This window comes from Saccharothrix sp. HUAS TT1, assembly GCF_040744945.1.
Lineage (GTDB): Bacteria > Actinomycetota > Actinomycetes > Mycobacteriales > Pseudonocardiaceae > Actinosynnema.
In genome coordinates this window covers 2,017,887-2,032,790 of record NZ_CP160453.1, presented here as the reverse complement: position 1 = coordinate 2,032,790, position 14,904 = coordinate 2,017,887, and the positions used below count along the sequence as shown (strand labels likewise).

Annotated in this window: 12 protein-coding genes; 6 read left to right on the top strand and 6 right to left on the bottom strand. The window is 69.9% G+C overall.

Annotated features, from left to right (window positions below):
• Positions 1 to 82: 82 nt before the first annotated feature.
• Together rpsG and rpsL are read right to left on the bottom strand one after the other, a co-directional pair.
• Positions 83 to 553, bottom strand: a complete 471-nt coding sequence (gene rpsG / locus AB0F89_RS10070) for a 30S ribosomal protein S7 (RefSeq protein WP_053715239.1) — start codon at positions 551 to 553, stop codon at positions 83 to 85.
• On the bottom strand, positions 553 to 927 hold the full coding sequence (gene rpsL / locus AB0F89_RS10065) for a 30S ribosomal protein S12 (protein WP_030473471.1): 375 nt from the start codon (positions 925 to 927) through the stop codon (positions 553 to 555). Before rpsL ends, rpsG begins: the two co-directional genes overlap by 1 nt.
• A gap of 349 nt (positions 928 to 1,276) precedes the next feature.
• Between rpsL and AB0F89_RS10060 the strand changes: the two genes are divergently transcribed.
• The 6 genes from AB0F89_RS10060 to AB0F89_RS10035 are packed head-to-tail and all read left to right on the top strand — an operon-like array spanning position 1,277 to position 5,138.
• Positions 1,277 to 1,900, top strand: coding sequence for a YbaB/EbfC family nucleoid-associated protein (locus tag AB0F89_RS10060; protein WP_367134822.1), 624 nt, complete (start codon positions 1,277 to 1,279; stop codon positions 1,898 to 1,900).
• 10 nt (positions 1,901 to 1,910) lie between these two features.
• Positions 1,911 to 2,261: a hypothetical protein gene (locus tag AB0F89_RS10055; RefSeq protein WP_367134820.1), complete on the top strand. Its 351-nt coding sequence runs from the start codon at positions 1,911 to 1,913 to the stop codon at positions 2,259 to 2,261.
• Entirely contained in the window at positions 2,254 to 3,327 is a 1,074-nt protein-coding gene (locus tag AB0F89_RS10050) for a hypothetical protein (RefSeq protein ID WP_367134819.1), read from the top strand. Before AB0F89_RS10055 ends, AB0F89_RS10050 begins: the two co-directional genes overlap by 8 nt.
• A gap of 13 nt (positions 3,328 to 3,340) precedes the next feature.
• Positions 3,341 to 3,901, top strand: coding sequence for a hypothetical protein (locus AB0F89_RS10045; RefSeq protein WP_367134817.1), 561 nt, complete (start codon positions 3,341 to 3,343; stop codon positions 3,899 to 3,901).
• Positions 3,902 to 3,921: 20 nt separating this feature from the next.
• Positions 3,922 to 4,809 (top strand): phosphotransferase family protein, encoded by an 888-nt coding sequence (locus AB0F89_RS10040; RefSeq protein ID WP_367134815.1) that lies wholly within the window; start codon positions 3,922 to 3,924, stop codon positions 4,807 to 4,809.
• Positions 4,810 to 4,847: 38 nt separating this feature from the next.
• The gene (locus AB0F89_RS10035) at positions 4,848 to 5,138 is read left to right on the top strand and encodes a zf-TFIIB domain-containing protein (protein ID WP_367134813.1); all 291 of its coding nucleotides are present in this window, start codon (positions 4,848 to 4,850) and stop codon (positions 5,136 to 5,138) included.
• 143 nt (positions 5,139 to 5,281) lie between these two features.
• Here the strand turns inward: AB0F89_RS10035 and AB0F89_RS10030 are convergent, their stop codons facing one another.
• The 4 genes from AB0F89_RS10030 to AB0F89_RS10015 all read right to left on the bottom strand — a co-directional run bounded on the left by AB0F89_RS10030 (position 5,282) and on the right by AB0F89_RS10015 (position 14,901).
• Positions 5,282 to 9,178: a DNA-directed RNA polymerase subunit beta' gene (locus AB0F89_RS10030; RefSeq protein ID WP_367134811.1), complete on the bottom strand. Its 3,897-nt coding sequence runs from the start codon at positions 9,176 to 9,178 to the stop codon at positions 5,282 to 5,284.
• Positions 9,179 to 9,273: 95 nt separating this feature from the next.
• Positions 9,274 to 12,756: a DNA-directed RNA polymerase subunit beta gene (locus AB0F89_RS10025; RefSeq protein ID WP_367134809.1), complete on the bottom strand. Its 3,483-nt coding sequence runs from the start codon at positions 12,754 to 12,756 to the stop codon at positions 9,274 to 9,276.
• A 447-nt stretch (positions 12,757 to 13,203) separates the two neighbouring features.
• The gene (locus AB0F89_RS10020) at positions 13,204 to 14,379 is read right to left on the bottom strand and encodes a hypothetical protein (RefSeq protein ID WP_367134807.1); all 1,176 of its coding nucleotides are present in this window, start codon (positions 14,377 to 14,379) and stop codon (positions 13,204 to 13,206) included.
• Between the two features lie 9 nt (positions 14,380 to 14,388).
• Complete coding sequence (locus tag AB0F89_RS10015) at positions 14,389 to 14,901, bottom strand: hypothetical protein (protein ID WP_367134805.1); 513 nt, start codon at positions 14,899 to 14,901, stop codon at positions 14,389 to 14,391.
• Positions 14,902 to 14,904 lie beyond the last annotated feature (3 nt).

Genomic DNA, 14,904 nt, shown 5'->3' with positions numbered 1-14,904 from the left:
CTGTCTTGAGCTAGCTGGTAGCAGGCTCACTAGGGCCGGGAGGCGCCGAGCGGGCGCGGTGGGGCGCCCGCTCGGCGGCACGTCACCAGCGGTAGTGGGCGAAGGCCTTGTTCGACTCGGCCATCTTGTGCGTGTCCTCGCGGCGCTTGACGCTCGCGCCCAGGCCGTTGCTCGCGTCGAGCAGCTCGTTCATCAGGCGCTCGATCATGGTCTTCTCGCGGCGCTGCCGGGAGAAGGTGATCAGCCAGCGCAGCGCGAGCGTGGTCGAGCGGCCCGGCTTCACCTCGACGGGCACCTGGTAGGTGGCGCCACCGACGCGGCGGGACTTCACCTCGAGCGCGGGCTTGACGTTGTCCAGGGCGCGCTTCAGCGTCACGACCGGGTCGGTGCCGGTCTTGTCGCGGGCGCCTTCGAGGGCGCCGTACACGATCCGCTCGGCCACGGAGCGCTTGCCGTCGACCAGCACCTTGTTGATGAGCTGGGTCACCAGCGGAGAGCTGTAGACCGGGTCGGAGATCAGCGGCCGCTTCGGGGCCGGTCCCTTGCGGGGCATCAGCTCTTCTCCTTCTTCGCGCCGTACCGGCTGCGAGCCTGCTTGCGGTTCTTCACGCCCTGCGTGTCGAGCGAACCGCGAATGATCTTGTAGCGGACACCGGGGAGGTCCTTCACACGACCGCCGCGCACGAGCACCATCGAGTGCTCCTGCAGGTTGTGGCCCTCACCGGGGATGTAAGCCGTGACCTCGATACCGCTCGTCAGCTTCACGCGGGCGACCTTGCGCAGCGCCGAGTTCGGCTTCTTGGGCGTGGTCGTGTAGACGCGGGTGCACACACCGCGCCGCTGCGGGCTGCCCTTGAGCGCCGCGGTCTTCTGCTTGGCGACCTTGTCCTGCCGGCCCTTGCGGACCAGCTGCTGGATCGTTGGCATACGCCGGCTGCTTCTTCCCTTTACGTGCCCGCCGCGTGGGCGACGAGCCCTGTTTACTTGGTCCCTCTCTGCACCCGAGGTCGGGCGTGTCGCGGCGATCGGCTGGACCGAACGCTCGACACATCGCCCCAGGTCCGCAGGCGACATCCCAGGATGCCCCTACGCGTGGAGGTCACCGCGGCCGGCTTTCCAGCACCACTGGCGCGTAGGCACGCGGAGCGGCCCGACATGGGTCGGGCACGAGTACCAAAGATACCCCGCTTGGTTCCCACCGGTCAAAACGGATCCGCGTCCGCGCCTGATCGAGTAGACAGGGCGGGCACGCAGACGAACTACCGGGGGGTGATCCGTGACGGACCCACGTGCCCGCGCGCTCGAGGAGGCCGGCCGCAAGGCCGAAGCACGACTCGCGGGTTATCAGAACATGAAAGACCGGATGACGCAGCTCAGGGTGACCGCGGTTTCACCGGATCGGGTGGTCACCGTGGTCGCTGGACCGGGTGGTTCCATCCTGGACGTCCAGCTCCAGCCCGACGCGCAGCGGATACCGGCGCACGCGCTGTCCCGCTCGATCATGAGCACCCTCCAGCAGGCCGTCGCCGACTCGGCGCGCCGGTCGGCCGAGGTGGTGCAGGAGTTCGCGGGTGACCAGGTCGACATCGTGGCGCGGGTCAACAGGGTGCAGGAGGAGGTCTTCGGGGTCGACCCGGCCGGGCAGGCGCCGCCGCCCCCTCCCCCGAACGCGCCCGCGCCCGGCGCGTCGTTCCTCCAGCAGGCCAACGCGCGGCCGACCGCGCCGGTGCCACCACCACCGCCGCCGCCACGGGCCCAACCGCCCGGCCGGCCTCCGCTCCAGCCGCCGCCCCCGCCACCCGGCCGGCCGCCGCTGCAACCACCGCCCGCGCCGCCGCGCCGTCCCGCGCCACCTCGCGACGACGACCCGGACGAGGGCTTCGGCTCGATCCTGCGCTGAGGGGGAGGACGTGGCATTCGGGGTGGACGCCGAGGCGGTCATCGCCTGCGGCAAGCGGGTGGACGGCCTCGCCGCGGAGGCGGGGAAGATCAAGGAGGCGGCCGCGGCCGCGATCGTGCCGGAGGTCTCGTGGGGCCTGCTCGGGCAGGCCCTGACCTACGGCGACTACGTGGAACTGACGAACGCCTTCATGGACCACATGGGGAAGATGACCGAGAAGCTGGGCGAGCTGGGTGGCCGGCTGTCGCTGACCGGTGAGCACTACCGCGACGTCAACCAGGCCGTCGCGGACGCGCTGGACGGCATCGGCGCGCAGCTCGGCGACGTGCCGCGCGCACCGTCCGTCGGGGCGGGTGGCTGAGGTGGCGGAGGAGCTGGAGGCGGTCGCCACCGAGCAGGAGGCCCGCGACGACAACTACTGGACCAGCGAGGAAGGCGACTTCCTCAAACCGGTCGGCGAGAGCGGGCTGGTCGAGTCCGGCGCCACCGCCTGGAACGCGCTGGGCGGCCTGACCAGCGGGAACCCCGTCGAGGTCCAGGCGGCCGTCGGCGACATCCAGTCGTTCCTCGGCGAGTTCCCGAGCGCCGCGGAGGTCATCGCCGACCCGCTGCACTCGCTGCTCACGTTCGGGCTCGGCTTCCTGGTCGACCTGATCAAGCCGCTGGACGACGCGCTGAAGCTGGTCACCGGCGACGAGGAGCAGCTGACGCTGGCGGCGCGGCACTTCGAGAAGGTCGCCGCCGACCTCAAGGCGTTGTCGGAGACGTTCGCCGGGACGGTCGAGGGCGGGCTGGCGAGCTGGCGGGGCGAGGCCGCCGAGGCGAGCCGGGAGCGGCTGGGCGAGTTCGCCGTCGGCATCGCCGAGACCGGTGGTGAGGCGGAGAGCATCGTGACGTTGCTCACCGGCAGCGCGGCGCTGATGAAGACCGCGCACGACCTGGTGATGGACCTGATCGCCAGCCTCGTCGAGTGGCTGATCATCACGTGGCTGGCCGCGCAGGCGGCGGCCGTGCCCACGCTCGGCGCGTCCGAGGTCGCGGCGGCGGGCGCCACGGCCGTGCAGGTCGGCGTCACGGTCAGCCGGGTGTCGCGGATCGTGCAGCGGGTCACGGCGGTGCTGCAGAAGATCGGCAGGGTCTTCAAGGTCCTGACCGGGCGGCTGGCCGGGCCGAAGTGGTGGCGGGGCACGGCGGAGAAGTTCGCCGGCAAGGACGCCATGCAGACGTTCCTCGGCGAGGACGGCGCCGGGAACGTCATCGGGCCGGGTGGCTGGAAGGGCTCCGCGCAGCAGTTCGGCAAGGACGCGCTGGGCAACGCCGGCGCCACGCTCGCCGGGGCGGCCCAGGAGAGCGGCAAGGACGTCCACGACATGGTCACCGACGAGCCGCCGAACGCCGCCGACATCGACCAGAAGCTCTCCATCTGAGGGGTACGACCAAGTGAGCGCCTTCATCTCGCAGGACCCGTCGTTCCAGGAGCAGCTGCGGACGCCGCCGGACCGCAAGCGCGGGGTCACCAGGATCGGCCTGGTGGTCGGCGTGGTGGTCCTGCTGGTGGTCGGCGGGCTGTTCTTCTTCGTCTCCCGGACGACGACCAGGACGGGCGACTGCGCCCGGCCCGGGAGCATGTCCCGCGACCGCGTGGAGATGACCAAGGTCGACTGCGCGTCGCCGCAGGCGTCCTACGTGCAGGCGCACTACTTGGGCGGCGTCGGCGCGGAGTGCCCCGACGGCGACTACTACGCGGTGCGCAACAGCGGTACGCGGAAGAACAAGCGGATCTCGTACCAGTGCTTCATGTTGAACGTCCGGGAGGGCGACTGCTTGGAGCTGACGCCGTTCGGCGAGGCCAGCCTGTACGAGAAGGTGGCGTGCGGCGGCGGTGCGGTGAAGGTGGCCGGGGTGGTCCAGGGCAGGGCCGAGCCGGGGCTGTGCGCCGAGGGCGCCGAGCCGCGGGTGTACAGCGTGCCCGCGACCACGATCTGCCTGGGCGGGGCCTGACCGCCGGTCACACTGGTGGGGTGAACTCCGATCTCATCGCGGGCATGGCGGCCCTGGTCCCCGCCGGGGCCGCGCCCGAGGTGCTGGCGGTGCGCGGCGACGTGGTCGTGGTCCGGGTCGCGGACGTGGTGCTCAAGGCCCACGAACGCGGCACGGACCCGGCCACCCTCACCGCCCGCCTCCGACTGGCCGCCGACCCGCGCCTGGCCGACCTCCTGCTCGCGCCGCTGGACCTGACCGGCGGCCACCCGCGACCGGCGGTCGTGCTCGGGCGGGTGGTCACGGCGTGGCCGGTGGGCGAGCCCGTTCCGCAGGGCGAGCCCGAGGACCTGCCGATGGAGGCCGCCGGGCGAATGCTGGCCGCGCTGCACCGGTTCACCGCCGCCGACTTCGACCCGCCCCCGACCCCGGCCGGCGCCGTTCCCCGGATGCGGCGGGCGGTGCGCGACCTGGTGCTCGACACGCCCGCGGCGGACCTCGTGCGGCGGGCCGGTGGGACGTTGCCGGCGTTCGACCGGGCCGCGACCACGCTGATCCACGGTGACTGGCACCTGGGCCAGCTGGTGCGGCGGGACGGGTACCGGTTGATCGACGTGGACGACCTCGGTTTCGGCGACCCCGCCTGGGACCTGGCCCGGCCGGCGGCGCTGCACGCGGCGGGCGTGCTCGACGCCGAGGCGTGGGGGCGGCTGCTCGGGTCCTACCTGGACGCGGGCGGCTCCGGGGTGCCGCGGGAGGACCCGTGGTCGGTGCTGGAAGCCCCGGCTCGCGCGCTCGTCGTCCAGATGGCGGCGCGTGCGCTGTCCGCTGCGGAGCGCGACGGCACGGAGCTGAACGACGCCCAGGAGGCCCTGATCGACGCTTGTGCCCGGATCGTGTCGGCACACGAACCCATTCCGCGCGGCTAATATCGGGATCATCGCGTCAAGAGCAGGAGGCTCACACGATGCAGTGTCCCAAGTGTCATGCGAACATGCGCACCTTCGACCGCATGGGCGTGCACATCGAGCAGTGCGATGGCTGCCGCGGGGTCTTCCTCGACTACGGCGAGCTGGAGGCCATCACCCGGCTCGAGCAGCAGATGGCCCCGCCGCCCCCGCCTCCGCCGGTCGCGCCCCCCGCGCAGGTGCACTACGTGCAGCAGCCGGTGCAGCAGCCGGGTTGGGGCTACGGCGGCGGCGGCCACTACGGCCACCGGAAGCACCGCGGCCTGGGCGGGCTGTTCTTCTCGTCCTGATCTGCGAATCGGTGGCCCCGCACCCTCGGTGCGGGGCCACCGCTGTGCGACGACCTGGTGGACGACCCACCTGACCCCCGTCGCACGCGGAAGACCCCCGGAGCGGGAGGCTCCGGGGGTCTTCCGCGCTACTGGCTACTGCTTCAGCGGTAGTCGCGGCCGAAGTCGTAGTCGTCCAGCGGGACCGCGGCGCCGGTGCCCGTGCCGAAGACGTCCGGCGTGTAGTAGCCGTCGTCGTAGCTCGGGATCGCGTACGCCGCCGCACGCGCTTCCTCGGTCGGCTGCACCTGGATGTTCCGGTACCGGTTGATGCCGGTGCCGGCCGGGATCAGCTTGCCGATGATCACGTTCTCCTTCAGGCCGATGAGCTTGTCCGACCGGCCGTTGATCGCGGCGTCGGTCAGGACCCTCGTCGTCTCCTGGAAGGAGGCCGCCGACAGCCACGAGTCCGTGGCCAGCGACGCCTTCGTGATGCCCATCAGCACCGGACGACCGGCGGCGGGCTCGCCGCCCTCGGCCACCACGGCCCGGTTGCCCGACTCGAACTCCGCGCGCTCGACCAGCGAGCCCGGCAGGAACTCGGTGGCGCCCGAGTCGATGATCGTCACCCGGCGCAGCATCTGCCGGACGATGACCTCGATGTGCTTGTCGTGGATCGCCACGCCCTGGGCCCGGTAGACCTTCTGGACCTCCTGCACCAGGTGCAGCTGGGCCTCGCGGGGACCCATCACGCGCAGCACCTCGTGCGGGTCGGGCGTGCCCTCCAGCAGCTGCTGGCCCACGTGCACGTGGTCGCCGTCCTGGAGCGGACCGGTGACCGTGTTCGCCAGCCGCTGGCGCTTGGACAGCTTCTCGAAGATGATCTCCTCGGACCCGTCGTCCGGGATGAGGGTGATCTTCCAGAACCGGTCGCCGTCCTCGATGCGCACCCGGCCGTCGACGTCCGCGATGGGCGCCTTGCCCTTCGGCACCCGGGCCTCGAACAGCTCCTGCACGCGGGGCAGACCGGTGGTGATGTCGTCACCGGCCACACCACCCTGGTGGAACGTGCGCATGGTCAGCTGCGTGCCGGGCTCACCGATGGACTGCGCGGCCACGATGCCGACGGCCTCGCCGACGTCGACCAGCTTGCCGGTCGCCATCGAACGGCCGTAGCAGGACGCGCACACGCCGACCGCGGACTCGCAGGTCAGCACCGAGCGGACCTTGACCCTGGTCACGCCCGCCTCGACGAGCGTCGCCAGCGCCGGGTCGCCCAGGTCGTCACCGCGGTTGAGCACGGTGTTGCCACCGGCGTCGGTGATGTCCTCGGCGATGGTCCGCGCGTACACGCTGGTCTGCGCGAACTCGGCCAGCACGACCTTGTCGCCCTGCCGCTCGCCGACCGTCATGTTCACGCCGCGCGTGGTGCCGCAGTCGATCTCGCGGATGATGACGTCCTGCGAGACGTCCACCAGACGACGGGTCAGGTAACCCGAGTCGGCGGTCCGCAGCGCGGTGTCGGCCAGGCCCTTGCGGGCGCCGTGCGTGGCGATGAAGTACTCCAGCACCGACAAGCCCTCGCGGAACGAGTTCTTGATCGGGCGCGGGATGTACTCGCCCTTCGGGTTGGTCACCAGACCGCGCATGCCGGCCAGGGAGCGGACCTGGGTCATGTTGCCCGCCGCCCCGGACGCCACGATCATGCGGATCGAGTTGTCCTCGGGGAAGTTGGCCTCCATGACCTCGGCGACCTCTTCGGTGGCCTTGGTCCACACCTTGACGAGCTCGTTGTTGCGCTCGGTGTGGGAGAGCTGACCGCGCTGGTAGCGCTTCTCCACCGCGTCGGCGAGCTTCTCGTACTCGTCCAGGATGCCCTGCTTGGCCTCCGGCACGAGCACGTCGGAGATCGCGACCGTGACGCCCGACCGGGTGGCCCAGTAGAAACCGGCGTCCTTCAGCTTGTCCAGCGTCCGGGCGACGGTGACCATCGGGTACCGCTCGGCCAGGTCGTTGATGATCGTGGCCTGCCGCTTCTTGGGCATGACCTCGTTGATGAACGGGTAGTCCTGCGGCAGGACCTCGTTGAACAGCACCCGGCCGAGGGTGGTCTCGGCCAGCCACGGCTGACCGGGCTCCCAGCCCTCGGGCTCGGCGCCCTTCGGCGGGTTCTTGTCCGTGATCCGGATCTTGACCATGGACTGCAGGCCGAGGACCTTGCGGTCGAACGCCATCAGCGCCTCGGCCGGGGACGAGTACGCCTGGCCCTGGCCGAGGTCGTTCTCCTTCAGCCGCGTCAGGTGGTACAGGCCGGTCACCATGTCCAGTCGGGGCATGGCCAGCGGCTTGCCCGACGCGGGCGAGAGGATGTTGTTCGACGACAGCATCAGCACGCGCGCCTCGGCCTGCGCCTCGGCGGACAGCGGCAGGTGGACCGCCATCTGGTCACCGTCGAAGTCGGCGTTGAACGCCTCGCAGACGAGCGGGTGCAGCTGGATCGCCTTGCCCTCGACCAGCTGCGGCTCGAACGCCTGGATGCCCAGCCGGTGCAGCGTGGGCGCGCGGTTCAGCAGCACGGGGTGCTCGGTGATGACCTCTTCCAGCACGTCCCACACGGCGGGGCGCGCGCGCTCCACCATCCGCTTGGCGGACTTGATGTTCTGCGCGTGGTTGAGGTCGACCAGCCGCTTCATCACGAACGGCTTGAACAGCTCCAGCGCCATCTGCTTGGGCAGGCCGCACTGGTGCAGCTTCAGCTGCGGGCCGACCACGATGACCGAACGGCCGGAGTAGTCGACGCGCTTGCCGAGCAGGTTCTGGCGGAACCGGCCCTGCTTGCCCTTGAGCAGGTCGGACAGCGACTTGAGCGGCCGGTTGCCCGGGCCCGTCACCGGCCGGCCGCGGCGGCCGTTGTCGAACAGCGCGTCGACGGCCTCCTGCAGCATCCGCTTCTCGTTGTTGACGATGATCTCGGGCGCGCCGAGGTCGATCAGCCGCTTGAGGCGGTTGTTGCGGTTGATGACGCGGCGGTACAGGTCGTTCAGGTCGGACGTGGCGAAGCGGCCACCGTCGAGCTGCACCATCGGGCGCAGGTCCGGCGGGATGACCGGGACGCAGTCCAGCACCATGCCCTGCGGGTTGTTGCGGGTCGCCTGGAAGGCGGCGACCACCTTGAGCCGCTTGAGGGCGCGCAGCTTCTTCTGGCCCTTGCCGCTGCGGATGGTCTCGCGCAGCACGTCGGCCTCGGCGTCGACGTCGTAGTCACCCAGGAGCTTCTGGATGGCCTCCGCGCCCATGGCGCCGGTGAAGTAGTCGCCGTAGCGGTCGTACAGCTCGCGGTACAGCAGCTCGTCCGCGATCAGCTGGGCGCGCTCCAGCTTGGTGAACGTGGACCAGATCTCGTCGAGCCGGTCCAGCTCGCGCTGGGCCCGGTCGCGGAGCTGGCGCATCTCGCGCTCGCCGCCCTCCTTGACCTTGCGGCGGACGTCGGACTTGGCGCCCTCCGCCTCCAGCTCGGCCAGGTCGGCTTCCAGCTTCTGGGCCCGCGCCTCGACGTCGGCGTCGCGGCGGTTCTCGACGCGCTTGCGCTCGACCTGCATCTCGTTCTCGAGCGTGGGCAGGTCGTTGTGGCGCAGCTCGGCGTTCACGCCCACGATCACGTAGGCCGCGAAGTAGATGATCTTCTCGAGGTCCTTCGGGGCCAGGTCGAGCAGGTAGCCCAACCGGCTGGGGACGCCCTTGAAGTACCAGATGTGCGTGACGGGCGCGGCCAGTTCGATGTGGCCCATCCGCTCGCGGCGCACCTTGGCGCGGGTCACCTCGACGCCGCAGCGCTCGCAGATGATGCCCTTGAAGCGGACGCGCTTGTACTTGCCGCAGTAGCACTCCCAGTCCCGGGTGGGACCGAAGATCTTCTCGCAGAACAAGCCGTCCTTCTCCGGCTTGAGCGTGCGGTAGTTGATGGTCTCGGGCTTCTTGACCTCGCCGTAGGACCACTGGCGGATGTCGTCCGCGGTCGCGAGACCGATGCGAAGCTCATCGAAGAAGTTGACGTCGAGCACGTCTACTCTCTTCCCCTTTTTGGTTCGGTGCTGCTTGGGGTGCTGGTGGCTGGGTCACCGGGGACGCGGGAGGCGTCCCCGGTGACCGGCGGGCGTCAGTTGACGACGTCGTCCACGGACGGCGACTCGGACCGCGACAGGTTGATGCCGAGGTTCGCGGCCGCGCGCTCGAGGTCTTCGTCGTCGCCGTCGCGCATCTCGATCGCGGCGCCGTCCGAGGACAGCACCTCGACGTTGAGGCACAGCGACTGCAGCTCCTTGAGCAGCACCTTGAAGGACTCCGGGATACCCGGTTCCGGGATGTTCTCGCCCTTGACGATGGCCTCGTAGACCTTCACGCGGCCGAGCACGTCGTCGGACTTGATCGTGAGCAGTTCCTGGAGCGTGTAGGCGGCGCCGTACGCCTGCATCGCCCAGCACTCCATCTCACCGAACCGCTGGCCACCGAACTGCGCCTTACCACCCAGCGGCTGCTGCGTGATCATCGAGTACGGGCCGGTCGACCGGGCGTGGATCTTGTCGTCGACCAGGTGCAGCAGCTTCAGGATGTACATGTAGCCGACCGACACCGGGAAGGGGTACGGCTCGCCGCTGCGCCCGTCGAGGAGCACCGCCTTGCCGTTCTCCTTGACCATCCGCTCGCCGTCGCGGTTCGGGACCGTCGAGCCGAGCAGACCGGTGATCTCGTCCTCGCGGGCGCCGTCGAACACCGGGGTCGCGGTCTTCGTGCCGGGCTCGACGTCGTACAGCTCCGCCGGCAGGTTCTTCGCCCAGTCCGGGTCGCCGTTGATGCTCCAGCCCTGCTTGGCGATCCACCCGAGGTGGGTCTCCAGCACCTGGCCGATGTTCATACGACGCGGCACGCCGTGCGTGTTCAGCACGATGTCGACCGGGGTGCCGTCCTCCAGGAACGGCATGTCCTCGACCGGGAGGATCTTGCCGATGACGCCCTTGTTGCCGTGCCGGCCGGCGAGCTTGTCGCCGTCCTGGATCTTGCGCTTCTGGGCGACGTAGACCCGGACCAGCTCGTTCACGCCGGGGGGCAGCTCGTCGTCGTCCTCGCGGCTGAACACGCGGATGCCGATGACCTTGCCGTACTCGCCGTGCGGCACCTTCAGCGACGTGTCGCGCACCTCGCGCGCCTTCTCGCCGAAGATCGCGCGGAGCAGGCGCTCCTCCGGGGTCAGCTCGGTCTCGCCCTTGGGCGTGACCTTGCCGACCAGGATGTCGCCGGGCTGGACCTCGGCGCCGATCCGGATGATGCCGCGCTCGTCCAGGTCCGCCAGGACCTCCTCGGAGACGTTCGGGATGTCCCGGGTGATCTCCTCGGCGCCCAGCTTGGTGTCCCGCGCGTCGATCTCGTGCTCCTCGATGTGGATCGAGGTCAGGACGTCGTCCTGGACGAGGCGCTGCGACAGGATGATCGCGTCCTCGTAGTTGTGGCCCTCCCACGGCATGATCGCGACGAGCAGGTTCTTGCCCAGCGCCATCTCGCCGTTCTCGGTGCACGGGCCGTCGGCCAGCACCTGGGTCGCCTGCACCCGGTCGCCCTCGTTCACGATGGGCTTCTGGTTGATGCAGGTGCCCTGGTTCGACCGGCGGAACTTGTGCAGGCCGTAGGTCTGCCGCGAGCCGTCGTCGGCCATGACCGTGACGTAGTCGGCGGAGATCTCCTCGACCACACCGGTCTTCTTGGCCACCACGACGTCGCCGGCGTCGACCGCGGCGCGCAGCTCCATGCCGGTGCCGACCAGCGGGGACTCGCTGCGCAGCAGCGGCACCGCCTGGCGCTGCATGTTCGCGCCCATCAGGGCGCGGTTCGCGTCGTCGTGCTCCAGGAACGGGATCATCGCGGTCGCGGCCGACACCATCTGCCGCGGCGAGACGTCCATGTAGTCCACGTCGGACGGGTCGATCATCTCGACCTCGCCGCCCTTCTTGCGGACCAGCACCTTCTCCTCGAGGAAGTTGCCCTCGTCGTCGATGCTGGCGTTCGCCTGGGCCTTGACGTAGCGGTCCTCTTCGTCCGCCGTCAGGTAGTCGATCTGGTCGGTGACCCGGCCGTCGACGACCTTGCGGTACGGCGTCTCGATGAAGCCGAACGGGTTGACCCGCCCGTAGGAGGACAGCGAGCCGATCAGGCCGATGTTCGGGCCTTCCGGCGTCTCGATCGGGCACATGCGGCCGTAGTGCGACGGGTGGACGTCGCGGACCTCCATGCCGGCCCGCTCACGGGACAGACCACCGGGGCCCAGCGCCGACAGGCGGCGCTTGTGGGTCAGGCCCGCGAGCGGGTTCGTCTGGTCCATGAACTGCGACAGCTGGGAGGTGCCGAAGAACTCCTTGATCGCCGCCACCACCGGGCGGATGTTGATCAGGGTCTGCGGCGTGATGGCCTCGACGTCCTGGGTCGTCATGCGCTCGCGGACGACGCGCTCCATGCGGGACAGGCCGACCCGGATCTGGTTCTGGATCAGCTCGCCGACGGTGCGCAGGCGGCGGTTGCCGAAGTGGTCGATGTCGTCGACCTCGACGGGCACCTCGGTCTCGCCCGGCTGCATCGACGTCTCACCGGCGTGCAGGCGGACCAGGTACTCGATCGTCGTGACGATGTCGTCCTCGGTCAGCACGCCGGTGGTGATCGGCGTGGCCAGGCCCAGCTTCTTGTTGACCTTGTACCGGCCGACCTTGGCCAGGTCGTAGCGCTTGTCCTTGAAGAACAGGTTCTCCAGCAGCGCCTGCGCGGACTCCTTCGTCGGCGGCTCGCCCGGACGCAGCTTGCGGTAGATGTCGAGCAACGCCTCGTCGGTGCCCGCGGTGTGGTCCTTCTCCAGCGTCGTCAGCAGCGTCTCGCTGAAGGAGAAGCGCTCGCGGATCTGCTCGGTGGTCCAACCCAGGGCCTTCAGCAGCACGGTCACCGGCTGGCGGCGCTTGCGGTCGATGCGGACGCCGACGGTGTCGCGCTTGTCGACGTCGAACTCCAGCCAGGCACCCCGGGACGGGATGATCTTGACGCTGAAGACGTCCTTGTCGGTCGTCTTGTCGATCGCGGTGTCGTAGTAGACACCCGGCGAGCGGACGAGCTGGGAAACCACGACCCGCTCGGTGCCGTTGATGATGAACGTGCCCTTGTCGGTCATCATCGGGAAGTCACCCATGAACACCGTCTGGCTCTTGATCTCGCCGGTGGTGTGGTTGGTGAACTCCGCCGTGACGAACAACGGGGCGGCGTACGTCATGTCCTTGTCCTTGCACTCCTCGGTCGAGGCCTTGACCTCGTCGAAGCGCGGGTCGGAGAAGGAGAGCGACATCGAGCCGGAGAAGTCCTCGATCGGGGAGATCTCGTTCAAGACCTCCTCGAGGCCGCCCGTCGGCGCCTCGTCACCCTCGTCGACGCGGCGCTGGAACCACGCCTCGTCGCCGGTGAGCCATTCGAACGACTGGATCTGCAGGTCGAGCAGGTTGGGCGTCTGAAGCGGTTCGTGGATCTTCGCGAAAGAGACTCGCTTCGGCGCTCCGGGAATCCCCGACGTGGAGTTGGTCGCAGCAGTGGCCTTGGTCGCGCGAGAGATCGCCAAGATGCGTCCTTCCAGGGACAGGTAGCTGGCTAGTCAGCGGAACTAGCACGGCTGTCAAGGGTGCGGCGATGCCCGGCAATCCAGCTCTCGGCGAAGGGCAAACGGAAAGAGGGCAGCGCAAAGGAGCAGTCTAGCCACGCGCGCGGCAACTGTCGAGAGGCACCTGGAAGGACCTTTCTCGTGCTCACCGACAGAGTGACCCCGCTGACGCTCACAGTCAAGATGCCACGCGGCGATCACTCCACTGGCGCAAGCCGTGTTAACACGCAGTTATCGCCGTGACCTGCGAAAATACATGGGCGTGAGCCGGCGTGAACCTTTGGCGGGTGTTCAGACCCCGAAGGGAGATGGTTGCGATTTCGTTCGGTCACCAGGGTTGAAGTGTGGCGCAGATCACGTTGTGCTGAGGGTTGAAACCGGGTCCGGAGTCCTGAGTGGACTCCCTGGTCAGCACTTCGAGGTCCCGGCCGCCTGGTCGGCGCTCTGGCCGAACATCTCCATGTTGTCGACCTTCCACCGGCCGTTGACCCTCTGCGCGCTCGCCCGCATCATCGCGATCCCGCCGCCGCTCTGGTTGTCGGTCGTGCGGGTGGTGACCTGGTCGAGGAAGAGGAGCACGGTGGCGCGGTCCCCGTCGAGCGAGGTCACGCCGCTGGAGACGGCCTTCACGGTGACCACGAGCTTCTGCTCGGGGGCGAGCGTGCGGACCGGGCCGAAGATCGCGTCGTACTGGCACTTGGCCTTGCCGACCAGCAGCTCGTCGGCCGCTTCCTCGGTGGCGGCGACGTCGGCGAAGTTGTAGGAGAACGCCTTCTCGACGGCCTCGCGGGCCTGGCCCGCGACCTCGGTGGTGCCGGCGCTGTCGACCAGGGCCTGGTTGTAGTCGACGTCGTCCGCGCGGCCCTGGAACCACAGGCCGAGGCCGAGCAGCAGGCCGGCCAGGACGACCAGGGCGGTGGTCAGGACCAGGGTGGACTTGGCGGAGCGGGTCGGGGTCTCGTTGTGCCGGGCCGCCCAGTCGGCCGCGTCGGTGTCGGTGTCGCTGGTGTCGGTGTCGGCCGGGTCGGTGTGGACGGTGTCGGCTGCGTCGGTCGGGTCGGTCGGGTCGTCCAGCACGCTCGGCGCGACGGCCTCGCCGGCGCGCTTGCGGCGGCCGGTCGGGCGCGGGCGTGGGCGCGGACGGGGCGAGGGTTCGGCGGTGGGCTCGGCGGTGGGCTCGGCGATGGGCTCGGCGGCGGACCCGCCCGGCTCGATCAGGCCGAGGTGCGACGAGTCCGCTGACGGGGCGCCTTCGGCGGCCGGTTCGGCGGTGTCGGCAACCGGCTCGGCGGTCGGCGAGGCGGCGTTCTGGTCGGCAGCGGCCGGCTTGGCGGCGGATGGCTCGGCGGCAGTCGGCTCGGCGGCGGTGTCGGTGGGTGGGGAGGTGGCGGGTGTGCGGGCGGCGGTGGTCGCGGACGGGGGGTTCCCGGCGGGTTCGGCTGCGGTGTCAGGTCCCGGCGTGGGGCCTTGCTCGGAGCCTTGCTCGGGACGGTGCTCGGGGCGTTTGCGCAGGCCGGCGACGCGAGGTCGGGTGGTCGGGGTGCTCGGGACGGGGCGGCGGCGGGGCGGTGGCACGGACGTCATCTCCTCGGGTCACGCGCCGCCGGCCGCGACCGGCCCCAGCGCGCTGAGCTTCCAACCGTCATCGGTGCGGGTCAGGTCCGCCTGGTAGCGGTTGACCTTCTTCACCGCCTGCCCGCCCTCGGGCGTCACCGTGGTCTCCACGACCGCGATCAGGTGCGCCTTGCCGGCCCGCGCGTCGAGTTCCGTCACGGCCGCGTCGAGCACCCGGCTCGCGGTCACCGTCTTCGCGTCCTCGATCTGCTTCCTGCGGCTGTCCCGACCGGTCTCGATCTCCTCGCGCAGCTCGCCGGTCGACGACTCCAGCCACCGGTCCAGGTCCTGGTCGACCTTGGTGTGGTCGAGGGTGGTGAAGTTCGCGATCCCGACCTGCCCGACCCGCAGCACCTCCTCGCGCTCGCGCGAGAACGCCACCGAGTCGTTCGAGGACGCGCTCCACCACGACACACCCGCCCACAGCGCGTAGCCGAGGGCCAGCACCGCGAGCACGGCCGCGACCGGCAGCGCCCAACGACGAACGTCCATCCG